Annotated in this window: 20 protein-coding genes and 2 pseudogenes; 11 read left to right on the top strand and 11 right to left on the bottom strand. The window is 32.8% G+C overall.

Annotated features, from left to right (window positions below):
• Window positions 1–328 precede the first annotated feature (328 nt).
• Window positions 329–1,918, bottom strand: coding sequence for an L-lactate permease (locus CD150_RS02790; protein ID WP_046206648.1), 1,590 nt, complete (start codon window positions 1,916–1,918; stop codon window positions 329–331).
• A gap of 356 nt (window positions 1,919–2,274) precedes the next feature.
• On the opposite strand from CD150_RS02790, the gene CD150_RS02785 reads away from it, so the two are divergent.
• The 5 genes from CD150_RS02785 (at window position 2,275) to CD150_RS02765 (ending at window position 8,234) form a co-directional block, all read left to right on the top strand.
• Window positions 2,275–3,540: an MFS transporter gene (locus tag CD150_RS02785; RefSeq protein ID WP_073344502.1), complete on the top strand. Its 1,266-nt coding sequence runs from the start codon at window positions 2,275–2,277 to the stop codon at window positions 3,538–3,540.
• A gap of 581 nt (window positions 3,541–4,121) precedes the next feature.
• On the top strand, window positions 4,122–5,153 hold the full coding sequence (argF, locus tag CD150_RS02780) for an ornithine carbamoyltransferase (protein WP_164987244.1): 1,032 nt from the start codon (window positions 4,122–4,124) through the stop codon (window positions 5,151–5,153).
• A 174-nt stretch (window positions 5,154–5,327) separates the two neighbouring features.
• On the top strand, window positions 5,328–6,866 hold the full coding sequence (locus tag CD150_RS02775; RefSeq protein WP_073344498.1) for a PTS transporter subunit EIIC: 1,539 nt from the start codon (window positions 5,328–5,330) through the stop codon (window positions 6,864–6,866).
• A 68-nt stretch (window positions 6,867–6,934) separates the two neighbouring features.
• The gene (gene nagB, locus CD150_RS02770) at window positions 6,935–7,702 is read left to right on the top strand and encodes a glucosamine-6-phosphate deaminase (protein WP_103161328.1); all 768 of its coding nucleotides are present in this window, start codon (window positions 6,935–6,937) and stop codon (window positions 7,700–7,702) included.
• 400 nt (window positions 7,703–8,102) lie between these two features.
• Complete coding sequence (locus CD150_RS02765) at window positions 8,103–8,234, top strand: beta-class phenol-soluble modulin (protein WP_019469020.1); 132 nt, start codon at window positions 8,103–8,105, stop codon at window positions 8,232–8,234.
• Between the two features lie 118 nt (window positions 8,235–8,352).
• Here CD150_RS02765 and CD150_RS02760 read toward each other — a convergent pair whose 3' ends face one another.
• The 6 genes from CD150_RS02760 to CD150_RS02735 all read right to left on the bottom strand — a co-directional run bounded on the left by CD150_RS02760 (window position 8,353) and on the right by CD150_RS02735 (window position 15,395).
• Window positions 8,353–9,567 (bottom strand): NupC/NupG family nucleoside CNT transporter, encoded by a 1,215-nt coding sequence (locus CD150_RS02760; RefSeq protein WP_103161327.1) that lies wholly within the window; start codon window positions 9,565–9,567, stop codon window positions 8,353–8,355.
• A gap of 9 nt (window positions 9,568–9,576) precedes the next feature.
• Entirely contained in the window at window positions 9,577–10,488 is a 912-nt protein-coding gene (locus CD150_RS02755) for a pseudouridine-5'-phosphate glycosidase (protein ID WP_103161326.1), read from the bottom strand.
• Entirely contained in the window at window positions 10,472–11,581 is a 1,110-nt protein-coding gene (locus CD150_RS02750; RefSeq protein ID WP_046206655.1) for a carbohydrate kinase, read from the bottom strand. The genes CD150_RS02755 and CD150_RS02750 overlap by 17 nt, the downstream gene beginning before the upstream one ends.
• A gap of 539 nt (window positions 11,582–12,120) precedes the next feature.
• Entirely contained in the window at window positions 12,121–12,939 is an 819-nt protein-coding gene (locus tag CD150_RS02745) for a hypothetical protein (RefSeq protein ID WP_073344477.1), read from the bottom strand.
• Between the two features lie 321 nt (window positions 12,940–13,260).
• Window positions 13,261–14,556, bottom strand: coding sequence for a TcaA second domain-containing protein (locus tag CD150_RS02740; RefSeq protein WP_103161325.1), 1,296 nt, complete (start codon window positions 14,554–14,556; stop codon window positions 13,261–13,263).
• A 14-nt stretch (window positions 14,557–14,570) separates the two neighbouring features.
• Window positions 14,571–15,395 carry a zinc ribbon domain-containing protein gene (locus CD150_RS02735; RefSeq protein ID WP_073344457.1) on the bottom strand — a complete coding sequence of 275 codons (825 nt, stop codon included), beginning with the start codon at window positions 15,393–15,395 and terminating at the stop codon, window positions 14,571–14,573.
• A gap of 284 nt (window positions 15,396–15,679) precedes the next feature.
• Here CD150_RS02735 and CD150_RS02730 point away from each other — a divergent pair.
• The 5 genes and pseudogenes from CD150_RS02730 to ulaA all read left to right on the top strand — a co-directional run bounded on the left by CD150_RS02730 (window position 15,680) and on the right by ulaA (window position 20,924).
• Window positions 15,680–16,569: pseudogene (locus tag CD150_RS02730) on the top strand (DUF7916 family protein).
• Between the two features lie 292 nt (window positions 16,570–16,861).
• Window positions 16,862–18,802 (top strand): BglG family transcription antiterminator, encoded by a 1,941-nt coding sequence (locus CD150_RS02725; RefSeq protein WP_103161324.1) that lies wholly within the window; start codon window positions 16,862–16,864, stop codon window positions 18,800–18,802.
• A 10-nt stretch (window positions 18,803–18,812) separates the two neighbouring features.
• The gene (locus tag CD150_RS02720; protein ID WP_046206661.1) at window positions 18,813–19,253 is read left to right on the top strand and encodes a PTS sugar transporter subunit IIA; all 441 of its coding nucleotides are present in this window, start codon (window positions 18,813–18,815) and stop codon (window positions 19,251–19,253) included.
• Between the two features lie 5 nt (window positions 19,254–19,258).
• A complete protein-coding gene (locus tag CD150_RS02715; protein ID WP_046206662.1) occupies window positions 19,259–19,543 on the top strand; it encodes a PTS sugar transporter subunit IIB in 285 nt (94 codons plus the stop codon).
• A gap of 22 nt (window positions 19,544–19,565) precedes the next feature.
• The gene (gene ulaA, locus CD150_RS02710; protein WP_046206663.1) at window positions 19,566–20,924 is read left to right on the top strand and encodes a PTS ascorbate transporter subunit IIC; all 1,359 of its coding nucleotides are present in this window, start codon (window positions 19,566–19,568) and stop codon (window positions 20,922–20,924) included.
• Between the two features lie 53 nt (window positions 20,925–20,977).
• Here the strand turns inward: ulaA and CD150_RS02705 are convergent, their stop codons facing one another.
• Both CD150_RS02705 and panE read right to left on the bottom strand, forming a co-directional pair.
• Window positions 20,978–21,796 carry an acyl-CoA thioesterase gene (locus CD150_RS02705; protein WP_073344449.1) on the bottom strand — a complete coding sequence of 273 codons (819 nt, stop codon included), beginning with the start codon at window positions 21,794–21,796 and terminating at the stop codon, window positions 20,978–20,980.
• A 43-nt stretch (window positions 21,797–21,839) separates the two neighbouring features.
• Window positions 21,840–22,761: pseudogene (panE, locus tag CD150_RS02700) on the bottom strand (2-dehydropantoate 2-reductase).
• Between the two features lie 524 nt (window positions 22,762–23,285).
• On the opposite strand from panE, the gene CD150_RS02695 reads away from it, so the two are divergent.
• Window positions 23,286–24,137 carry an NAD-dependent epimerase/dehydratase family protein gene (locus CD150_RS02695; protein ID WP_073344427.1) on the top strand — a complete coding sequence of 284 codons (852 nt, stop codon included), beginning with the start codon at window positions 23,286–23,288 and terminating at the stop codon, window positions 24,135–24,137.
• 377 nt (window positions 24,138–24,514) lie between these two features.
• Here CD150_RS02695 and CD150_RS02690 read toward each other — a convergent pair whose 3' ends face one another.
• Window positions 24,515–25,528: a zinc-dependent alcohol dehydrogenase family protein gene (locus tag CD150_RS02690; RefSeq protein ID WP_103161323.1), complete on the bottom strand. Its 1,014-nt coding sequence runs from the start codon at window positions 25,526–25,528 to the stop codon at window positions 24,515–24,517.
• An 85-nt stretch (window positions 25,529–25,613) separates the two neighbouring features.
• Complete coding sequence (locus tag CD150_RS02685; protein ID WP_046206668.1) at window positions 25,614–25,916, bottom strand: ArsR/SmtB family transcription factor; 303 nt, start codon at window positions 25,914–25,916, stop codon at window positions 25,614–25,616.
• Between the last annotated feature and the right edge of the window lie 463 nt (window positions 25,917–26,379).

Below are 26,379 nucleotides of genomic sequence, written 5' to 3'. Positions count from 1 at the left end.
ATTTTCATAAACAAACCCCACCTAATCCTCATGTTTATCATATAAATATAAGCAATAATTTACTTGTACTTTATCAAAATAATAATCAATATGATAATAATAAGAATTTTATATGAAATAATACGCATTAAGTAACAATATGTTCTATTTAAAATAGTTATATAGCGTTGGTGATTTATAAAACTTCATAAAAATGCTGAGACAATTCAATTTGTCTCAGCTTTTTTTCTTATCGCCGTGCGATGAAGAAGTGATTTTAAATCAATTAAATTTGAATATCTCACTTCGTTTTTAAGTTCAAGATATTTGTATCTCAGACTTGCATAGACTAAGCGAAAAATAATGAGATAATATACGCGCTAATCCCAACTAGAATACAATACAGAAGTGCAGGGCCTAATGTTTTTCTTATGACACTACCTTCTTTACCAGGCATATTAACTACCGCACAAACTGCGACCACATTATGCACACAGATCATGTTACCGGCAGCTGCACCAATGATTTGTGCAGCTAATACAATAAATGGATCTGCACCAATAGAGTTAGCAATGTTTAATTGAATAGGTGAGAAAGTCAACGTTGATACAGTAGCACTACCTGTAATAAACGAACCTAAAGCACCTAAGAATGGTGCTACGAATAGCCATACAGGACCTAAAGTATTAGCCATATTTTTGGCGATATATTCTGGCATACTTATTAAATCATGTGCATTGATACCTGAGTTGATAAAAACATGCACCATTGCGAGTGTGGCAATTAGTGTAATACCAGTAATTTTTATTGTTGATAAGGATGTGATACTTGCATTACCTAAATCCTTAATAGATTTTCTTTGAATTATAATGGCGAAAATTGCTGATAATAATAAAATTGTCCCAGGTGAATAAAGAAATTGCCATTCAGATGATATTTCAGAGAAATTTAAAATATTATTCCAAGAAAAATCAAGAACATGTGTGGTGAAATATTCAACACTTGGAACCGTTCTCGTTAATAAAAGTAAGATAACAACCATTACATAAGGTGCCCAAGCAGTTAGTAAACTCATAGAATGTTCTGTACTATCTGCCTCGTATGTTTTATCTAAGCCATCTGTCCACACTGTTTTAGGTAACAACCAACCTTTACTTGCAGTTAAGACGGCAACTACTAAACCAGTTAATGAGCCTAATATAGCAACAAATTCTGCGCCGAAAACATGTGCATATACAAAGGCAGATACGGCATATACAATTCCTATTAATGCTAGCCATGGTAGCATTTCAATAATGGATTTTAACTTTTTATTTTTCCCAAAGAAAATAATCATCGTAGAGATAACAATGATAGGTATGAAAATACCACTCAATAAATCTAATATAGTTATTTGCTCAGCTGTCGAATGGAAAAAGGATTGATTTGCTTCTTTTAAAGTACTTAATCCAACAATAACTGGCGTGCCCACTGCTCCGAAAGACACTGCAATACTATCGGCAATTAAAGCTGTAACAACAGCTATCATAGGTCTAAAACCTAAAGCAACTAATAAAGGTGCTGTAACCATTGCAGGTGTACCAAATCCTGAAGCGCCTTCAATAAGTGAACCAAATAAGAAAGCGACAATGATGACTTGGACGCGCATATCTGGTGAAATTTTCTTAAATCCTGCATTGATACGGTTTACTGCACCCGTTTGGCGTAATGTATTAAGTAACACGAGCGCACCGAATAAAATATAAAGTATCGTTAATGTTTTGTGCGTACCTTGAAGTATTGAAGCTATAACGACATTACCTTGCATCCCCCATACAAAAATCCCTAAAACTGTTACAACGATAGCGCTAATAATCATCCCTTTTAAAGCTGACATACGTAAGAGTACGAGAAATAAAAAAGGTACGATTACTGCACTGAAAGCGACTAATAACATCATTTTATATAAAACTCCCTCATAAAAATTTAATAATCATCTAGTCATATGATGTTTAAATAACTCTCATTGTAAACGTTTACAAATGAATTTTCAATCATGTATAAAAAATGAATTTTTCATATAAACAATTTAAATCGTATACAAATATTTTTCGTTGATTTTAATAAGCTGTATTTTCGGTTTTACTTATTTATATCTTAAAACGAAAATAAATGAAAATAAATTTGCGTTATTAGAAAAAATATAATAATATAATGATAATATTTGAAAGCGTTTACAAAAATGATTACAAAAATTGCAAGAAAATATTTAAATTAATCTTAATATCAAAGATTGATTTATAAGGGGTGCGTAATATGAGTGATAAATTAACTAAAATGGGAATGCCTCCAACGTTATTTTGGGGATATGTTGGTGTATTAATATTTATGATGGGAGACGGTTTAGAGCTGGCATGGATTAGTCCTTATTTACATGATCATGGTCTATCCGTGCAACAAACTGCGATTTTGACCACTTGCTATGGTGTAACGATAGCTATTGGTTCTTGGTTATCAGGTGTCTTGGTAGAAATTATCGGTCCAAGAAAAGTGATGCTGTTAGGAACAGGGTTATATATCATCGGTCATGCAATATTTGTTGGTTTGGCAATCCCAACGATGAACTATAATATCATGATTCCGTCATATGCAATAAGAGGGTTTGGCTATCCTTTGTTTGCTTATTCTTTTTTGGTTTGGGTTGCTTATCGTTCTCCGCAAAAGCGTTTAGGTGCTGCAGTAGGATGGTTTTGGTTTGTGTTTACAGGAGGGCTTAGTGTCCTAGGATCATTTTATTCTTCGTTTGCGATTCAACTATTTGGACACTTCTTTACATTGTGGACAGCGATTATTTGGGTGTTAATAGGAACATTTTTAGCAGTATTTGTAAATAGAGACCAGTTTATGATTGAAGAAAAAGGGCACGGATTTAAAGAACACTTTAGTGAGGTGCTTGCAGGTATAACGATACTAAAAAGAGAACCGCGTGTGGCAGTGGCCTGTGTTGTTAGAATCATAAACCAGGCGGCACAATATGCTTTTCCATTATTTTTGCCGATTTATTTAGCTTCCAAAGGTATTGCTACTACAACTTGGTTAAATATTTGGGGAACAATTTTTATTGCTAATATTATATTCAATCTAATATTTGGTGCGTTGAGTGATAAAATTGGCTGGAAAAATACGATTTCTTATATTGGTGGTGTTGGATGTGCGATATTTACGTTAGGACTATATTTTGTACCAGAGTTATTTACAGGTAATGTTTTTATTGTTGGTACTGTAGGATTTCTATGGGGGATGTGTTTAGCAGGCTTTGTCCCTATTTCTGCACTTGTGCCTTCTTTAGTTCATGATGGTGATAAAGGACCAGCAATGGCAATATTAAATTTAGGCGCTGGTCTTTGTGTATTTGCAGGACCAGGGTTAGTGGCATTGTTTTATGATAGTATTGGTGTTAAAGGCATGATGTACTTAATATTTGGATTATATGTTGCTAGTGCAATTATGACACGTTTCTTAAAGACACCTGAGGAAAAGGAACGTAGAAAGTCTAAAAATTTTGCATCATACAGTAAATAATCTATTATAGTAGCTATAAAAAAGTTAGGATATGGCTTAATGGATGATTTTTTAATAGCTTTAGCTAACGATTAATAAATAATAGTAAACGGGCGAACAGTTTCAAAATGAGGGGTTTTGATATTGTTTGCCCGTTTTTGTATTCATTTTAAGGGATGATTATGCAATGATTTTGAGATGACGTGGGATAAATATAATTATTTTTCTTGGAAACCACCTGAAACAAAATGAGCAGCAATTTGCTTAATAGTGGCAAATAGTAAATCTAACATGTATGTTCACCTCCATGAGCTAGTGGTTAAATGTTCAATTTACTATATATTATTAAAATATTGTGTAGGAAAGCACAACTTAGTTAAATCATTGCCACGGTGTTTATTGTCAGACATCTTACTTGCTTGACCGTTGCAAATAAGGTCGTGATTGTATGGAAATATACATTTAGCGTAGGTTATACTTCAAAACTAGTAAAATAATTAAATAATTTAAAAATATACAATAAATAGTATATTTATACTTGAAAATAACTCTATTTAAGTTTAATATGTATATAAATCTTATAAAAATATTGGAGTGATGAAATTGGGGCGTACACAACAGATTTAAAAAAACTAGCATTGTTAAAAGGTAAGAGCTTTTTGAAAACGAGTGACTTTACTGCAGATGAGCTAGTCACTTTGATTGACTTCACCGGAGAATTAAAAGAAAAGAAAAAGCGAGGCATTCCTCACCCTTATCTTAAAGGTAAGAATATTGCTTTATTATTTGAAAAACCATCTACAAGAACACGTTCAGCATTCAGTGTAGCAGCAAACGATTTAGGTGCCTTTCCAGATTATTTTGGTCAAGGTGAAATTCATCTAGGTGTCAAAGAATCGACAGAAGATACAGCGAAAGTATTAGGGAGTATGTATGATGGTATTGAATTTAGAGGTTTTTATCAAAAAGATGTGGAAAGTATAGCGCAACATGCCGAAGTTCCAGTATGGAATGGTTTGACAAACGAATGGCATCCTACTCAAATGATTGCAGATTTTTATACTTTAAAAGAACACCTAGGCACATTACAAGGCAAAACATTGACTTATGTTGGTGATGCAAGAAATAATGTAGCACATGATTTATTGGTTACTGGCGCAATATTAGGTATGAATATTCATATTGCAGCCCCTCAATCGCTACAGCCTGATCAAGATATTCAACAACTTGCCAAAAATTATGCAACACAATCGCACAGTAATATTTTAATTACAGATAATATTCAACAAGCAGTTTATAAAGCAGATGCAATATATACAGATGTCTGGTTTTCAATGGGAGAAGATGAATCAGTTCAAACACAACGTATTGAAAAATTACTTCCATATCAAATTAATGAAGCTATGCTTGTCAATACAATGAATCCAGATGTTATTGTATTACATTGTTTGCCCGCCTTCCATGATGTGCATACAAAGGTGGGACAACAAATCTATAAGACTCACGGTTTAACTGAAATGGAGATAACAGATGATGTATTTAAAGGTGAACATGCTGTTATATTTGAGCAAGCGGAAAATAGATTACATTCAATTAAAGCAATTATGGCAGGAACATTAGGGGATATTTTTTAACACATATCTTAATTGAATAAATAAAGAAACTCACAAAGTAACGTGCTTTGTGAGTTTTTTTCATTAAAAAAAAGATATATATCACCATTATGAAAAAGTTTTTCATAATGGTATTTTATATTGATTAATATTTTCTTTGATTGTATATTTATGATAATTAGGAGGTTAATGACTATGAGTAAATTGTTTGAAAAGGCACAACAATTTGGTAAATCATTTATGTTACCTATCGCTATATTACCGGCAGCTGGATTGTTGTTGGGAATCGGTGGCGCATTAAGTAATCCGAATACAATCAAAGCATATCCTGTGTTGGATATTAACTTATTGCAAAATATATTTGTTCTTATGTCATCAGCTGGTAATATTGTATTTCAAAATTTACCAGTAATTTTTGCCATAGGTGTTGCAATTGGATTAGCTAGAAGTGATAAAGGTACTGCAGGATTAGCAGCATTGCTAGGATTCCTTATTATGAATGCTTCGATGAATGGATTGCTAATCATTACAGATACGTTAGCAAAAGGCAATTTAGCAGAAGAAGGACAAAGTATGGTTCTAGGAATTCAAACAGTAGAAACGGGCGTGTTTGGTGGGATTATCACAGGAGTTATGACGGCGCTTTTACATAATAAATATCACAAGATTTCTCTTCCATCATATTTAGGATTTTTTGGAGGATCTCGTTTTGTTCCAATTATTACAGCAATCTCTGCAATCATACTCGGGGTTATCATGTTCTTTATTTGGCCAATAGTACAGGGGTGGATATTTGGTGTAGGAGGTATCGTAGATAAAACTGGTGTCATTGGTACTTTTTTCTTTGGATTTATATTAAGGCTATTGGGGCCATTTGGTTTACATCACATTTTCTATTTACCGTTTTGGCAAACTGCATTAGGTGGCTCGTTAGAAGTTAAAGGTCATCTTGTTCAAGGCACTCAAAATATTTTCTTTGCTCAACTTGGTGATCCAGACGTAACGAAATACTATTCAGGTGTTTCGCGTTATATGTCAGGTCGTTTTATTACAATGATGTTTGGACTATGTGGTGCAGCTTTAGCAATTTATCATACTGCGAAACCGCAACATAAAAAAGTCGTGGGTGGGCTAATGTTATCTGCAGCATTAACTTCATTTTTAACAGGTATTACAGAACCGTTAGAGTTTAGTTTTTTATTTGTTGCACCAATTTTATATGTGATACATGCATTTTTAGATGGTTTAGCGTTTATGATGGCAGACGTATTTAATATTACGATAGGTCAAACATTCAGTGGTGGCTTTATAGACTTTTTATTATTCGGCGTTTTGCAAGGTAATGCTAAGACGAACTTTTTATGGGTAATACCGATTGGCATCGTTTGGTTTATTTTATATTATATTATTTTCAGATTTTTAATTAACAAATTCAACTTTAAAACACCTGGTAGAGAAGCGGAAACAACTACAGAAACTGTTGAAACGACAGAACGTGCTAAAACAATTATCGAGGGTTTAGGTGGCAAAGAAAATATAGAAATTGTCGATTGTTGTGCTACAAGGCTAAGAGTGACATTAAAGTCAGACGCTCCAATCAATAAGCAACTGCTGAATTCTACCGAAGCTAGAGGTATCATCCAAAAAGGTAATGGTGTACAAATTGTTTATGGACCACATGTCACAACGATAAAAAATGAAGTAGAAGAGTTACTAGACAGTGAACAAGCGTAATAAAAAAATTTTCAATTTATCATTAAACAAAGGTAATATACAGAAATTAGAAAGTGATTGGTGAGTATATGTATATTTTAAATTTAGAGAATAGACAGCTTGCAAGTCAATATGTTGCGACTGAACTGTTAAAACAAATAAAAATGAAACCGGATTCAGTATTAGGTCTTGCTACAGGTAATACTATGACTGATGTTTACAAATATTTAAAAACATTGATTAATCATAATCATTTGCAACTAGATCAAATAGTGACATTTAATTTGGATGAGTATGTAGGTTTAAACGCAGACAGTGAGCAAAGTTATCACACATATATGTATCAGCAGTTATTTAAACACCATCAAACATGGCATAAAGAGAATATATTTGTGCCACGAGGAGATGTTGATAATTTAGAACAAGAATGCTTAATGTATGAACAATATTTAAAAGATAAAGGTCCTGTAGATATACAAATTTTGGGTATAGGTGAAAATGGGCATATAGGTTTTAATGAGCCTGGATCTTCGTTTGAAAGTGTTACAAGGGTTGTAGACTTATCTTCTTCAACGATGAAAGCGAATAGTCGTTATTTTGATTCAATAGACGATGTTCCTAAGCAAGCCATTTCTATGGGGCTGGCATCCATTATGTGTGCGAAACGTATCATTTTGTTAGCGATGGGTAGAAATAAAGCAGAAGCCGTTTCACAATTAATAGAGGGAGAAATTTCCGAAACGTTACCTGCATCTATATTACATCAACATCCTCATGTTGATGTAATTGTAGATAATGAAATATTCGAAGTATTAGATCAAGATAAAGTTCAGCAATTAGAAAGGCATTTGTCATAAAGAGATTAGAAAACGTTGTGCTTTGGCAAGACGCTTGAGGGAACAGGACAAGCTGAAGATTACAGGCTGAAGGTGTATCCTAAACAAGCGAGCCAACAATATGAAGTATTGAATAAAAAGGAAGCACTCAGATGAATTGAATTAAATTATCTGAGTGCTATTTTTTTAGGATTTATGTCCGAGACGCATTATTTCTGTCATTATAAAAATAATATAAAACATTATCACTGAATGACAACTAGGAAACGCTAATTGTAAAAATTAAGTATTGTAATAACACTTAGGCACAAAAACATACAAATTAAGAAATATTTACAACAATATTAATGTTTCTTATTATAATTTAGTTAAAGGTAATCAACCTTTAACAAATCATATATTGAGAAATGAGGTGTGTTAAATGTCTGATTTCGTAAACGCAATCAGTGAAGCTGTAAAAGCAGGTTTAAGTGCTGACTGGGTAACAATGGGAACTAGCATTGCTGACGCATTAGCTAAAGGCGCTGACTTCATCTTAGGTTTCTTTAACTAATAAATAATGTAAGAGGCTGAGACAAATTGAATTGTCTCAGCCTTTTATTATTCAATGCTAGTTATAGATTACAATATCATTTAAAGTTATTTGGATTTATGTAGTCATTTTTAAAAGACTATAATACTAAACCAACGATTGATGCTGAAATAATTGAAGCAAGTGTTGAACCTAGTAGCAAGCGCAAGGCAAACGAAGCCACCTTATTGCCTTGTACATCACTAAATCCTTTGATAGCACCAACGATAATGCCTACAGTACCAAAATTAGCAAAACTAACGAGATATACAGAAATGATACCTTGTGTACGTAGTGTTAAATCTCCAGCTAATTTTTGATAGTCTAACATAGCAACAAATTCGTTAGTGATTAATTTAGTTGCCATGAGTGATCCAGCTTGAACTGCTTCGTTCCAAGGCACACCTATGATGAAAGCAATCGGTGCAAAAATAAAACCGATTAATTGTTTGAAATCTAAACCGACAAAATTAAATAATACTGTGACTGCTTCCATCAAAGAGATGAATGCAAGGAGCATAATGGCGACACTTACGGCAATTTTAAAGCCGTCCGTAGCACTATCGCCAATCATTTGGAAAAATGGAACGTTTTTCGACTTTGTTTCATCACTATTTGAATTGCTTTTATCTGAGGATAAGTTGGAAATTTCCACGTCACTATCATCTGATTGATATGGATTGATGACACTTGCGATAATTAAAGCACTGAAAATATTGAGCATAACGGCAGTAACTACATATTTAGGTTCGATCATTTGCATATATGATCCTAACATAGCCATACTGACAGCACTCATACCAGAAGTAGTAATCGTATATAATTTCTCTTTAGACAATTTAGGAATCATTTCTTTAATAGTTAAATAAACTTCTGGCTGTCCTAACATTGACGTTGAGATTGCAAAGTAACTTTCGAGACGGCCCATACGTGTGATTTTATTGATAATAATACCAACATATTTAATGATAAACGGAAGAATTTTAAAATAGTTTAACACACCGATTAATACAGAGATAAATACTAAAGGTAGTAAAACGGTAAAAAAGAACGTTGAAGCACCTTTGTTTTGTAAACCACCAAAAACAAACTCGATACCAGCTTTACTAATATTGATTAATTCTTCAAAAAATGAACCTAATGTGGTTAGTATCGTTAAACCAATAGTCGTATTCATCATGAATACTACAATGATGATTTGAACGATTAACATAATGACTGGTTTTTTGAAATCAATCGCCTTTCTGTTATAGCTAAATAAAAAAGCGATGAATAATGCAAAAAATATACCAGTAATGGCAAATATGATTGACATATGTATCACCTACAATTTATTGAAAGCAACTGCAATTTTTGCGCCAAGTACTGCATTGTTCTCAACTAGTTTGATATTTGTATTTAAACTCTTACCTTCAGATTTTTCGACAATTTTACCAAGTAAAAATGGCGTAGAATCTTTTCCACTAATACCTTGCGTTTCTGCTTCTTTAACTGCTTCTTCAATAATACCGTCAATATATGATTTAGGTAATTCATGTTCTTTAGGAACTGGGTTAGCGATAACAACGCCACCTTCAATATTCAAATCATTTTTAACTTTACAAATATGTGCGATATTATATGGGGTTTCAGAAAAACTGTTTAGTTTAATACCGCTTTGTCGTGTGAAAAATGCTGGTAATTCATCTGTTTGGTAACCTATTACGGGTACGCCTTTTGTTTCAAGATATTCCATCGTTTTTGGTAAATCTAGTATAGATTTAGCGCCAGCACATATTACTGTTACATTTGTTTTACCTAACTCTTCTAAGTCCGCTGAGATATCCATTGTGTTTTCAGCACCTTTATGTACACCACCAATACCACCAGTTACAAAGAATTGAATTTCTGCTAATTCTGCACTCATCATTGTTGATGCAACTGTAGTTGCACCAATCTGTTTAGTAGCGATTACTTCTGCAAAATCACGGCGTGAAACTTTTGCGACATTATCACTTTTAGCGAGTAATTCTAGTTCATCATTTTCCAGTCCAATTTTGATTTTTCCATCAATTAATGCAATGGTTGCTGGAATTGCACCATAATCACGTATGATATTTTCAACAGCCGTAGCCATTTGCACATTTTGTGGGTAAGGCATACCATGTGAAATGATTGTTGATTCTAGTGCTACGATGGGTTTTTTATCTGCTTTAGCTTGTGCTACTTCTTTAGAAAATTCAATATATTGCTTCATTTTTATAGTCCTCCAAATCTCTAAATAATTGTTTCTTATCTAAGTTTTGCCTCACGGTGTATTCAGTTTCAATTGTTTTTCGAGCATTCATCATGCCTGTTGTCAGTATGCTTTCAGTGTCTAGTTCATTTAACCAACTAAAAATGACTGCACTAGAGAAAGCATCACCAGCTCCTGTTACGTCTACGACATGTTGTGAAGGTATCACAGGTTTAATGACTTCTTCGTTACTATTTCTAAAAATAAGTTCTTTTACACCATTTGTAATCACAACATTTGAAACGCCTAACTTATTCCATTTTTGTGCAGCTATACGCAAATCATCAGTGTTTTGTATAGTCATATTTAAATAAGTTTCGGTTTCATCTCTATTAATAATAAGCCAATCGATAGCATGTAATGAATCAGGCATGTTTTTCATTTTTGGAGATGAAACGGGAATAACTATTAATTTAATGCTATGCTTTTCTGAATAAGCACATAAAAAATCCATTGCACTTTTTGAAATGTTGAGGTCTGCGATGATACATTTTGCTTTTATTAATAAATGTGTACGTTTAATTAAAAATTCTGGAGTAATATAATCATAGACCTCCATATCTGCTAAACCGTATTCCATATTACCGTCGTTATTGATTAATGCTGTATAGGAACCAGTGTTTGCGTTTTCTATTTGTTGGACGTGGTCTAAGTTCATGAATGGGGTTGATAATTTATAAATCATATCCCATTCGCTGTCATTACCACTTACAGATAAAAATGCAACTGTTTCGCCCATACGCCCTAAATTCTCTGCTATATTGCGTGCAACCCCACCTATAGATCTCGTTGAAGTAACAGGATTAGACGTTTCTAATTGTAAATCGTTATGAACATAAAATTTTCTGTCTAAGTTCGCAGCACCAATGCAGACAATTGGATAATCTTCATTTAAAACATACGCTTTCCCTAAAACATATTCTTTGCGGATAAGTCCAGATATAATATTTGCAACTGCTGGCCGAGATAATCCAATAGACTGTGCTAATTCTTGTTGTGAAATGAATGGATTTTCTTGAATACGCTTTAAAACTTCCTGTTCATTTTTATTCATATGGCAACCTCCTTTATGCAAAATTAAACTTAAGTTTACAAATTAAACATTTGTTTAAGTTGATAAGATAATAGCACGAATTTTCTGACATGTATACGCTTACATATAATAGTTCGTAAAATTGTAAAATCTATATATTCACGAAACAGAAATTTATATATGCTATATGTCGCTAAAAATCAAGGGTTTTATGGCGTTTGATCATTTGTGGAATTTATTAAAATGCTTTGTATGAAAAAATTTTAAATTAATATTTGAAGTTCAATAAGTTAATGTTTAAATTTTTGAAAATATAATTCAAAATATTAATGAAATAGAAAAGAAGTGTAGTTGTTTTTCAAGTAGGCATATATCCAATAATTTTGTAACAACGAAACAGCTAGGAAAATAAACGAGTACTCACTTATATAAACATATCAGACAGTAGGTAAGCTTAAATAAAAAAACTGCCGACAAGGTGCGTCCTTAGTCGACAGTTATTATTTAGCGAATACAATCTATATCTCGTATTTTTAAAAGCATATATTTATTTTTTTGCGTTAACTTTCAACATCTTCATTATTTGTTTGTTCATCTTTACTAAACAACGAAGAAAATTTCGATTTTATATCATCTAGTTTGCTATTTACTTTATCTAATTCTTCTTGCATTTTATCAGTATTACCATTATCTTTTTCGTTTTTTGCCTGTTTTAAATCATCTACTGTAGTTTGGTATTTATCAGCTAACTTATTTGTTTTATTAGAATCAGCTTCTTGTTTTAGGCTATTAATTTTATCTTGTAATGCTTGTAATTTAGAATCTGTCGCTTCATTAGAATTTGAAATATCTGACTTTAACGATTGAATATCATCTTTGACTTGATTGTTTTGACGTTCGAAATTGACATTATCACCTTGCGAATCATTCGATTGATTTTGATTGGCAGTGGATTGTTCACTTGTTTCATTACCAGTTTGTTGATTATCATTGTTAGTATTCATAAAAGTACTAACTGCAAAAATGACAATGATGACTAATAAAGCCACCAGACCTAAACCAAGCCAAAATTGCTTGCGCTTTGATTTTTTATTTTCTTCTAATAACTGCAACTCTCGTTCACGATCTCGCTGATTGTAGCTTGTTTCCGACTTGTAATCATTGTACTTATGGTCATTATAAGATTCACTGTTTTTCACAGTACGACGATAAGGATTGTATAAGATCTTTCCGTAGATATCTTGTTGTTGTTGGTCATTCACAGTGTGAATATTTAAATCAGTATTAACGTTTCCATATTTGTCTAGCGCAATAATTTTTCCATCATCTTCAATTTTTAAAATTTTAGGATAATCATTGAAAGAGTTGTTGTTAGTCATTTTTTCACCTTCAATTGTATTTAGATATTAAGTGCTTACTTTTAAATTACCCAACTCTGGTAGTATAAACATTGCTTGTTTTAATAATCTTAAGTATATATTACTAACTTCTCATTAATAAAACATCATCATTTAGACTGAGCTAATGTATTTGGTGTAATGTTAGTTTGCTTTAACAAAGATAAAAATAAAAGGGGCGGGACAGAAATCTTTTTTTAAATATCAGATTTCTATCTCACTCCCTTGTATAGTGTGTTTAAGTATTAATGCAATGTTATTGACTTTTACAAGTAGCATGTTGTATTTACTACTTGTAGTTTATTAGTATCCTGAATCTACTTCTTCACCGTCTTCGTCATATTCAGTTACGTAACCATCCTCATCAATTTTATAAGAACCTGCTAGGTCTCCGTCTTTATCTGTGAAAGAAAATCCCCAACCGTCTCCAGTTTTTTCTGGTTCTTTATAAGTATAATTATCTGTATCCAAAGTGCTACCTTCATAAGATTCGACTTTATCAATAACATTATCACGCGTTACTTTTTCGTCAGAACTGGCGTTACTACTATCGTCGTCATCAGAATCTGCTTTTTTTTCGATCATTTTGTCTTCATAATCGCTTATTGCATCATCGTCAAATGATAAAGATACGTCTATTTCATCTTCATCATCTTTAGGACTAGAAACATTTTCTACACTTGATTTGAATTGTTTGCCTTCAACTTCAGTTGTAGCATAGACTTCGATTTTTTCATCTGGTGCATAAGGACCGTAGGTGACAGATTCATATTCGTCAAAATCTGATTGTTCATCCCCATTAATATAAAGTTTCAGAGAATCAGAATCTGCATAAGTTGAATCAATACTAACTGTAAAACGTTTTTGTTTGAACTGTAAATCTGCACTGTTACTTTCAGACATATCGATATGAATAACGCCGTCGAATTTTTTATTATCAACCTTTTGTGTTGCTTTTAAATCATATATGCCAACTGGAAAATCATCGAGTGTCTTCGTCTTACCTTGTTTTAATTTAACTTGGGTTGTTTTGTCATTAAGTTTGTAAGATAGCGTTGTGTCTTCTTCTGAGGTAATCGAAACAGGCTCCTTACTAACATTAAAAATGTAATTTTTGAATATGCCCCATTTTTTTCCATCTTCGGTAATATTAATTAAAGCAGTGTCACCAACAGTGACAGCATGTTCATTTGATTTATTTTCTTTAATATTTTTTGCACTACTTTGAAGTTCATCAGCAACACGATCTATGCTATCAGTTTCGTCAATATATTTATAAATAGCTTTAGCTTCATCTTTAGAAATAGCTTCACCATTTGCTTTTAAATGGTTGGCTAGGCGATCTGTATCTTTGTTTTTTAAATCTTTAGAAATGGTTTCTGCCTGTTTTGTAGGTGATAGTTGCGCGTCAATTATTTTATAAGTAACGAACAAAGCAATTATAATGACTAATATCACTGCAATAATGATAAATATAGGTAATTTTGATTTACGATTAGGTGGTTGATGCGTTGTTCGTTGTTGAACAGGCGTACCACATTGAGTACAAACGCGTTGACCAGGCTTGATTTCAGCACCACAATTACTACAATACTTCATTTGAAATATCCTCCTTAATAACCTGTATTAAAAAATGAACTTAAATCACTTAATGTATTAGAAACAGTACTTTCCACTATAATACGTAAAATGATTCCTAAAATGATGATATAGATGAATATAGAATAAATGACAGGCATACGTATAAGTTGATTGTGGCTGTATTTCGTAATTAAATATATTGGTGCAATGAGTGTAAATAATATAGCAATAATGATAAGGAATACTGCAAAACTTGGAACATGAATTGCTAAAAATAATAAACCAAACAAAAGTGTAATAACAGAAAGGGTGTTGACTAAAACGAAATCTGAAAATACTTTATGTAACGTCGAATTAATATTTAATATTTTTATTAGTGCAAAAGTGATACCAAATAGTACTGTAATTGCTATTAATAAGAAAAGTGAAATGTTAAACACAACGCTTGCTTTACTTGTCATGAAATATGCAACTTCTGCAGGTATCAATATCGTTAGTAATATAATGGATAAAAGTAATCCTGCTACGATTAAACTGAAAAGTGTTTTGTAAGAAAAAAAGTGAGGACTCACAAGTTCTTTATCAGGATGTCTGAAAGCAGTTGAAAAGAACGTTTTAGCTTCATTGAAAATATCTGAAGTATGCTTTGAAAACTGCTCATTTTTATGATTAGACTGTGTTGAATCTTGTGTTGATATTTGTGTTGCATTAGATTCCGTTGAATTATGTTCGGATGCATAGTTCGATTTGTTTTTAGTTTCGTTTGTTGTATTTGTTTGATGAGATAATTTTGTACCACACTCTCCACAAAATAAATCTGATGCTTCAATAGGATTTCCACATTTTGGACACTGCATAAAGCTTCCCCCTTGTAATATGTATATTAAAATATAATATTATCACATTTGTATTTGTGTTACACTACTATTTTGAAAATTAACTAAATTTAAATTCAAAAAAAATGAAAATGCATATAGTAGTAGATTTTATTTAAAAAATAATAATAATAAGTAGAGGCTGTGTATAATGAAATATAGTGGGATTCAGTGACGTCGTTACGGAAGAAAGAACATCATTACTATATCATGTAGTTGTAATAAATAGATGACAGCTAAAGTATATATTAAGGAGTGGAATACAAATGGTTAAGCGAATACTGAGTAACAATGCTTCAAAACTACTAGCAATGTCAGGTGAAGAATTAAAACAGAGCATTAAGGCGAGTGCTGGGCGTGTAGTTTTATCATAGTTACAGAAACGCCTGTCGTGCCTGATATTACCAATGCTGAAATAGCGCGTGCGTTTGGTGCTGATTTGATTTTATTAAATGGCTTTGATGCGTTTCATCCAAAAGTAAAAAATATAGATGAACACGAACAGGTTATAGAAACATTAAAACGACTCGTGGGTAGACCCATTGGTGTGAACTTAGAACCTGTTGATGACAGAGCAAATATGTATGAGCAACACTTAGAAATTGCAGAAGGACGTCAAGCAAGTCCTGAAACGGTTCAAGTACTTGAAGCATTAGGGGTGGATTTTATATGTATGACTGGAAATCCTGCAACTGGTGTATCTAATAAGAAAATAGTTGAAGCAATCCAAAATACAAGAAATCGTTTTTCAGGTTTGATTATCGCTGGGAAAATGCATAGTTCAGGTGTAGATGAACCTGTGATTACCAGGGCATATGTAAAGCAATTTATTGAAGCGGGTGCTGATATTATACTAGTACCTGCTGTCGGTACAGTGCCAGGTTTCGATGAAGCGCAACTTAAAGACATTGTCAAAGAAGTACATCGTGAAGGGGGACTTGTCATGTCAGCAATTGGTACGAGTCAAGAGAGCGCTGATCCGAGCACTATTAGAGATTTTGCCATTCGAAATAAAATATGTGGCGTGGATATTCAACACATTGGTGATGGGAGTTATTGTGGTTTAGCTCCTGTGGAAAATATATTTGAATTGAGTAAGGCGTTGCGTGGAGAGAGACACACGATATCGATGATTGCACGTTCCATAAATCGCTAATAAAAGCGCCATGCATAAATCCATAGTTACAAATATTCATTGGCTTATTTTAGTTTGATTAAATACATTAAAAATTATAGGTACGGAGAAGAGGATGCAACACATTAATGTTGGATTCTCTTTTTAATATTTTATTGAAGTATTTATATAAAATTATAATTAAATAAATTATAATTTTAAAAAGTGATCGTTTATGATAGATGTGCAACTTTTCGGATTATGAGACGAAAGAGATTACACATCTAAAAATGAAAGTAAGCGGTTACAATATAAATATAAGGAGGTTGCTCATGTGTTAAGCAAGAGACAGCATCATATCTTAACATTCTTACTTGAACGTGAATCCTTTATAACTATTCATCACTTAGCTAACCAATTCAATGTTTCAGAAAGGACGATACAGTACGATTTAGAATATATAGAAAGTATGGCACAACAATTGGATTTAACGATTTTTAGAAATAAAAATGCAGGTATAAAGATTGAATCTAAAAAAACTTTGAATGATATTGTTCCTCAATATATAGCGACTTCAATACATTATTCTAAAGAAGAAAGAATTCGATATATCATATTAAAGCTATTTGAATCCAATACACCAACATCTTCTAACACGTTGGCCGATATGGTTTCTGTGACACGTAGAACGATCGTTGAAGATCTGAAAAGTGTACAGACTTGGTTATCTTCTTATAATTTGAATTTAAAATATATTAAAAACAAGGGATTTATCATACAAGGTGAAGAAACAGATTATCGCAAAGCATATGCGACACGCGTCCATGAATATTTTCAAAATCATACACATCAAATAGGGCATAAGCTATTTTCGAATAAAGCATTGGAAACGATTCGATTAACTGTAGTGTCAGTATTATTTGAAGCGGATTATCAGTTAGTCCAAAGTGCAATTGATGGTCTGATTTATCATATTTTAATTGCAATACACCGAACGAAAGAAAAGTTTGTTTTTGAAATACCAGATATGGAATATAACAAATTAGCAGAAACAGACCAATTTCGCGTGGCATTACTTATAAAGGCATCTTTGGAAGAAAAACTCGATATACAATTCCCTAAAAGCGAAGCAGGCTTTATTACGTTACATTTGCTAGGGGCTAAAACTTCAGAGATGAATCAAAAAAACGAAACAATAGATGATTTAGAAATTCTAACCGAACAATTGATAGAACGCATGAGTGGTGACTTAGGCATAGATTTAATTAACGATACTAAATTATTAAATGGCTTAATTGTTCATTTAAGACCAGTAATTCACCGGTTGAAGTTCGATATGACGCATAATAATCCTCTGACAGATGAAATATTTCAACAGTACCATCACATCGTAGAAAGATTACGCAATCATATTTGGGGCGTGGAAGAGAATTATCGTATTTGCTTTGACAAAGATGAACTTGCATACATTACGTTACATTTTGCTTCAGCCATTGAACGTATTTCAGCAATTACTACAAATGCTCTAAAAGTAGTTTTACTGTGCGGCTCAGGCATCGGTACTTCACAATTATTGAGAAGTAGAATTCGACATATTTATCCTGAACTTGAAATTGTAGATGCTTATTCAATCTACGAAATTGATGAGACGTTATTAAAGCATGAAGGCGTTGACTATATCATATCAACGGTACCGTTTGAACATGCGTCGATACCTATACTCAATGTTTCTCCATTTTTAGATAAAAATGACCGTCAACAAATTAACACAATCATTAATAAATCAAGAGAACAATATGTGTATGATATCAAAGGACTAGGGCCTACTCTAAAAGAAGTATTACCAAAAAATAGAATTTTAACACAACAACCTTCGCTTTGTAGAAATGATGCAATTAGGCAAAGTATTGAAACTTTGATTGATACTCAAATTGTTGATTGTATTTATGCCGATGAAATCATTGAACAATTAAATGCATTTGGACCATATATGGTTATCAGTCCGCACATTGCTTTAATTCATGCTAAGCCAACACATGTTAAAGGGACAGTAGGTTTTAGTTTGACACACTATCAAAAAGGTGTTCGCTTTGGGCATGAACAATATGATCCTGTATATATTATTGTGACGTTAGCAACCGCTCAGCCGCAAATTCATTTAAATGCATTGAGACAACTTAGTGAACTGATTATGAATGATAAAACTAGAAATATATTACTTTCAGGAAATATTGAAGCAATTATGCACTGCATAAATGAAGTGAGTCAACATTAAGGAGGGGAAAATGACTTTGGAAATTTTATCATCAGATAAAGTGCAAGTACTTGAACAGGTTAAAAGTTGGCGTGAAGCAATTAGTATAGCTGCAAATCCTTTGAAAGAACAAGGCTATTTTCAGCAAGATTACATTGATGACATGATTCATAGTGTAGAAAAATTAGGCCCTTATATAGTTATTGCTCCAGAAATAGCAATTGCACATGCTCGACCGAATAATAATGTAAAAAAGATAGGTCTAAGTTTGTTAAAACTAAATCAGCACATTAACTTTTCAGAAGAAGGGCACTATGCTTCATTGGTTTTTGTCTTAAGTGCTATTGACAATGAAGGACACTTAGAAGTATTGAGAAATTTAGCTATAACTTTAGGCAATCAACAGACAGTAGAACATTTATTAAATGCACAAACATCAAGTGAAATTATAAATATATTTAAAGGAGAATGAGAACAATGAAAATTTTAGTAGTATGTGGTCACGGATTAGGAAGTAGTTTTATGGTTGAAATGAATGCACAAGAAGCACTTAAAAATTTAAATGCACCATCAGACATAAAGGTTGAACATAGTGATGTTATGAGCGCGAGCCCTGATATGGCAGATTTATTTATTTGTGGAAGAGATTTAGAAGAAAACACAAAAAATTTAGGTGATGTCATTGTGTTAGATAATATATTAGATAAAGAAGAATTACAGCAAAAACTAGATGAAAAATTAAAAGATTTAAACGTACTTTAATCATTAATAAGGAGGTGGGACGATGAAGCCAATTCTTGATTTTATCGTCGATATTTTGAGTCAACCTGCGATACTAGTTGCCCTAATCGCATTGATTGGATTAATTGTTCAGAAAAAGTCAGCAACTGATATTACTTCAGGTACGATAAAAACAATTTTAGGATTTTTAGTCTTAAGTGCGGGTGCTAATGTAGTAACGCAATCATTAGAACCATTTGGTAAAATTTTCCAACATGCATTTGGTGTGCAGGGGGTTGTGCCTAATAATGAAGCGATCATATCAATTGCACTGGAACAATATGGTACGACTGCAGCGTTAATCATGGTGTTTGGCATGCTAGTGAATATCATTATTGCACGTATAACTAATTTGAAATATATTTTCTTAACTGGCCACCATACATTTTATATGGCCGCATTTTTAGCGATATTATTGTCAGTTGGTCATGTGACAGGTACGTTAACAGTGATTATTGGGGCAATTATTTTAGGTTTGATTATGGCAATATTACCAGCTTTAGCACAGCCTACAATGAAAAAGATCACTGGAAACGATCAAGTTGCTTTGGGTCATTTTGGTACATTGAGTTATTGGGCTGCTGGAGAAATTGGAAAATTATTTAAAAGTAAATCAAAATCGACTGAAGATATCAATTTTCCTAAAGGGTTAAGTTTTTTAAGAGAAAGTACGATCAGTATTTCTTTAACAATGACATTGCTTTATTTTGTAGCATCATTGTTTGCTACACCTACTTTCGTACATTCAGAAATCAGCGATGGGCAAAACTTTATTGTATTTTCACTTATTCAGGGCGTTACATTTGCAGCAGGTGTATTTATTATTTTAACGGGGGTTCGCTTAATTCTTGCAGAAATAGTGCCTGCATTTAAAGGTATATCTGAAAAATTGGTTCCCAATACGAAACCTGCGTTAGACTGTCCGATAGTCTTCCCTTATGCACAAAATGCGGTGTTAATCGGCTTCTTTGTTAGTTTTATTGTAGGTGTGATTGGGATGTTCATTTTATTCTTATTCGGTGGCGTCGTGATACTTCCAGGTGTGGTGGCACACTTCTTCTTGGGTGCTACGGCAGGTGTCTTTGGTAATGCACGCGGAGGTATTAGAGGTGCAGTAGCTGGCTCAGCTTTAAATGGCTTATTAATCACGTTCCTACCATTATTATTCTTGCCATTCTTAGGGGATTTAGGTGGTGCTGCTACTACGTTCTCAGATACAGATTTCTTAGTAGTGGGTGTCGTGCTTGGTAATGTAGCAAAATATTTGGGCATCATTGGTATTGTTGGCTTAATTGTTGTTGTCGCTGTAGTGTCAATTTTACTACAAAAACGTTCGAACCAAAAAGCGATGAAAGAACAGTAATCATAAGAATCCTAGGCTATGTAAAATCATAAACCTAGGATTTTTGTGTTGTTTTATTCTTTATAGTAAACAAGTTGTGTTGTCGTAGCTAATAACGATCCATCAGCACTCCAAATTTCGCCGGTTTGGTCATAAAAACCGTTATTAAAATTTTGTGCCCGTGTATGTCCTAATACATGATGATTATTGTGTTTTTCTAATGCTTCCGTGTCAGAATGAAAGTAAACAGTAAGAGAAACTGTACCTATTGGAACAACTTTTTCACGACGGACGTATATTCTTGGGAAAAAGGCGTCACACATTGAAGCAAGTGATAAATAATCTAGTGGTCTATTTGGCTTGTCTTTCATCCATTGTAATGTAACTGAATCTGCATAATTTGATTTTGTGTAAGCTCTAGGTGCACCTTTTACTATTTTAATATCATAATGATTTACCCAGGGTGGGACTTCAGTTAATGATAAACTGTCTACACGTTCTGCATCTGGCACTTCTGGCTTGTATAATTCGATTGAAGACCATGTATCTCTTTTCTTTGCAGTAACTGCAGTCGCTGTGATAACTATTTCATGATGTTGGCACAGTTCAACATACCAATGTTGTGTAGAACGATTGGTTCTTGTAGGATTTGCTTTAATAATAAATGAGCCGTCTTTGACAGGTGCTGCGTAATTAACAGTAAATGAAACTGGGCTACCAAGACAGTCAGGATGTTCTATAATTGCTCGTAATAATGTTGATGCAATCACACCACCAAAAGGGCCAACCATATTGGCATAATCGTCAGAAGTATGTCCATGATAAACGCCAGTTTCTTGTTGCTTTAGGCTTGTTGCGATATCAAAAGGATGTGCGTACGTATTTAAGCTCATTGATATGCCTCCTTATAATTTTTAGCTAAGCTTTAAGAAGATTTTATTGAAGCATTTCTTTATAAACTTTGTGATTTTGATATGAAGCATAAAGCAATGGTGCGTTTAGTTGATGTTCTTCGGCTAAATTCAGTAAATAGCCTTGTAAGTGATCGGCTTCGATATTTAAGCCTTTTTCCATATCACGTTGCATTGATGTTTTGAAATGATATGAGAGCTTAGTAAGTCCTTTCATATACTGATCAACTATTGTATTGTCAATGGGCACTTGGTGACTTCTCATAATGGATGAAACTTCTTCATATAATGATTTGATAAAATCAGTGCCACCTTCACTATCACGTATTGGTCCGATTGGTGGGTGCATGCATCATCGTAGTTACACTTGATAATACTGTAATCATTAGATATTTTTGCCACATACCACGCATGATATCTGAAGTTAATATAAATTCAGATTTTGTATTAGCGAAAGTATCTTCTATTAATTTAGCTCTATCACTATTCGTGCCATTTAATTCTCCAAAGAAAAGTTTATCGAAATCACTAGTTTGTACGACTTCACCAGTGGCATTCAATGAGGTTTCAATGACGCAATATCCACCCATGACTTTATTTTCACCAAAAACAGCTTGTAATTTTGGAATATGTGCAACACCGTTCAACAGTGGGATAATCACTGTGTGGTCCCCAACAAATGGTTTCAAGTCATCGATTGCTTGCTCAAGGTGATAGGATTTTGAAGATAGCAAAATTACATCAAATGGTTCTGCTTTGTCTTCTTTAGTAATCAATTGAGGGGTAAAACTATAATCACCGTTCTCACTATGGATTACTAAGCCGTTCCTTTCCAAATAAGATTTCCTTTTCGGTCTTACTAAAAAAGTGACATTTTTATGGTTTTCTACTAAACGACCACCAAAATAGCCTCCAATTCCACCTGCTCCTAAGACTAAAATACGCATCTTAAACACTCCTTAATCTATGTAATGATTCATATTGTTATATATATACCACTAAAAGTTCAAAGTTACGCATTGGAAATGGATGGAAAATTTAATGGCCTGCTCATTGCATAATATACAATAAATTTTAAATATCAAAGAACTTCCTTCATATTTGAGAAATGAGATTTAATAATCTAAGTCAAAATATAAGAACATTAAATTTTTGATGATTATGTAATGGGTTGGCCGAGTAGTTGCAAAAGCAAGTGATATATAACATAATTCATTGTTTATTGTTAAATACTCTGTGGGTATATTTAATAAATGAAGCATGGAGTGAAAGTGGTGATTACTATATAGCAATTATTTGAAATGTAGAACCATGCTCATATCATTATTTTGATATTTATAATGAACATGACCTTTAAGATGTTACATAAGCTTTTGAAGGTCACGTGTATTATCATCTTTGAAAGTAGTATAAAATTTAGACAAGAAAAATAAAAATGATTATAAAGTGTGAATCATGAAGGAGGATGATTATGACGAAAGTATTTGTAACTGGTGCTACAGGTCTTATTGGCACGAAACTGACAAAGCGTTTACTTGAAGAAGGATATGAAGTAGCTGGATTAACAACATCTAAAAAGGGTGAGGAGAAACTAGTTAATGCAGGTATTCAAGCATATATCGGTAATATTTTAGAATACGAAACGATAGAACGCAGTATTGGTGATTTCAAACCAGACATTATCATGAATGAAATTACTGATTTAAAGCAAGTTGATATGTCAGCTAACACAAAAGTTAGAATTGAAGGTACAAAAAATCTTGTTGATGCAGCAATTCAGCACGGCGTGGAACATATCCAATCACAAAGCATTGCTTTCGCATATGAAGGCGGTAATGGGTTGGCAACTGAGGATACGCCTTTAGATTACGAATCTAGTGGAGATCGTAAAATTACAGTAGATGGCGTTGATGGATTAGAAAAAGAAACAGCTCGAATAAAAAATTATGTCATTTTGCGTTATGGTTTATTATATGGTCCAGGTACTTGGTATGGTAAAGACGGCATGATTTATAATCAATTTATGAATAATGAAATTTCAATCACAGATGGTGTTCAATCATTTATTCATATAGATGATGCAATTGAAACAGCAATTCAGGCTTTAAACTTTGATTCGGGTATTTATAATGTAGCAGATGATGATCCTGTAAAAGGCAATGTTTGGGCTGACTGGTATGCAAACTTATTAAATGTAACACCTCACATTAATATAAAAGCTGCAGCACCCTATGAACGCGGTGTAAGTAATGAAAAGTTTAAAAGGCAAAGTGGTAAATTAACTTATAAAACATGGAAAGTTGGAATGAATCCAATAAACTAGATTTAGAAATTTATTAGAAAGTGGCATAAACATTGATGCGAGATATTATTAATGTATGTTTTTTATTGTAAAAAGCCTTAAAAGTATTATCGTTAAGGCTTTCTCAGATTTTTAATTAATTACATAATATTCAATAAAGCATAGTATTATGGTGTATATTAGTGGAGATAAAAATGTCTTTGAAATCAAAATATTAATGTTATTTACTATTTATACATCTGAATGGTAAAGCGAAACCGCCTATATTACCAATGATGGACAATATGCCGTTATTGAGGATAGCTTTACATTGTGCATTATTTACGAATGTCAACACAGCACATCTAAAAGAACCCGAAGCTTACTCTGTAAGTTTCGGGTATAGTGTTTCAATGGCCCTACTTATTAAAATCTATAACAATCTTACCAAATGCACCTTTCATCTGATGCTCATATGCTTCTTTTGCTTGATCAAATGAATACACATTGTCAATTATTGGGTCAATATTTAGTTTGTCTAAAGCTTTAGTAAAATCTTCAAAAGCTCTATGATGTCCTACATTAATACCTTGAATTTTGGCTTGTTTAGCAAGTAATGAAAATAAATTTACCTCTGCTTCCATATTTTCTAGAAAACCAATAACATAAATATTTCCTTGGAATGCTAAAGCTTCTATAGATTTTGCAATACTTGAGCCACCGACTACCTCGACAATATGTTCGACGCCTTTACCGTTTGTTAATTTTTGTACTTCTTTTTCCCAATCAGGGTGGGTTTTGTAGTTGATTACCTTAGAGGCACCCAGTTCTTTTGCTTTTTCTAGTTTCTCGTCACTACTACTTGTTGCAATAACCTCTGCACCTAATGCAGATGCAATTTGAATTGCAAATATAGACACGCCACCAGTACCTTGTACTAATACGCGATCGCCCGCTTTAATATTGCCATATTCAACTAAAGAGAACCAGACAACAAATGCTGCTACGGGTAATGTAGATGCCTGATTATCTGTATAAGTTTCAGGAGATAAAACAGTAGCACTTTCATTTAATACCATATATTCTGAAAGTCCGCCATTAACTGTAGCACCCAATGCATATAGTTGCTCATCACCTTTTGGCTTACCTTCTAACCAAGTTGTGAACATGTGAGATGTAACACGATCCCCAATTTTAAACTTAGTAACATTAGAACCTATTTCTACAACTTCACCTGAAGCATCTGAGACAGGTACGAAGGGGAACTTGAGTAACTCTGGTGTATATACACCTTCGACAATAGCAGTATCTCGATAATTAAGTGACACAGAATTTACTTTCACTAAAATTTGATTCTCATTAATTTTAGGTTTATCTACCTCGACTTGCTTTAAATTATCTAAACCGAAATTTTCTAAATGCCATGCTTTCACTATTAAAACTCCTTTTTAAAGTTATGATGGAAAATAAATCGTTATATCGCTAAATGACGATGTGTAAGAATGAAAAAGAACTAACTTATAGTTCTTTTTCAATCACTTTCCCTATATTTTTTATGGCTTTTTCATCCCTTTTATAATACGTCCATTTACCTAAACGTTTATAATTTACAAGGCCTGCTTTACTTAATATAGACAAGTGTTGTGATGCAGTAGATTGTGTCATGTCTAACTTTTCTTTAATTTGACTCACACAAACGCCTACATCTACTAAATCAATACCCTCTTGATAACCGAAATTACTTTTAGGATCTTTTAACCAATGCAAAATTTGTAATCTAGTAGGGCTTGCCAATGCTTTAAAAACTTCTAAATTTTCCATATCATTATATTACATCGTTATATTCCGATATGTCAATATATTATTACAAATTTCAACCCAATAATCGTTTTGATTGTATGAATGGTGAAACAGCTGAAACGCCGCATGCTATAGCTATATTTTACATTTCAGTATCTCTTGTATTTGAGAAAAGAATGATAAATTGGACCGATGATAGATTTAGATATTATGTAATGAAACAAGTGTAGTGTTTTAAGTTAATTTTAGATATAGTTTTCAGGTATAAGTATTAGTAATTCAACAATTTGGAAAGGGTTTTTATTCGGTCGACTATTGTTGTTCAAATATAATACTAAGATGCTGAGGCAAATGATGAATTGCCTAGCATCTTGTAATCTTTTGAGTTCAAATATTATCTTAAATAACTAACTATTTTTATAATTAATATCATCATTTATAACTAATTTTAAAAAACGAGTAAACTGATAATACAATTGTAAAG

This window comes from Staphylococcus ureilyticus, assembly GCF_002902235.1.
GTDB lineage: Bacteria > Bacillota > Bacilli > Staphylococcales > Staphylococcaceae > Staphylococcus > Staphylococcus ureilyticus.
The sequence above is the reverse complement of the archived record's forward strand: the minus strand, read 5'-3'. Positions and strand labels throughout refer to the sequence as shown.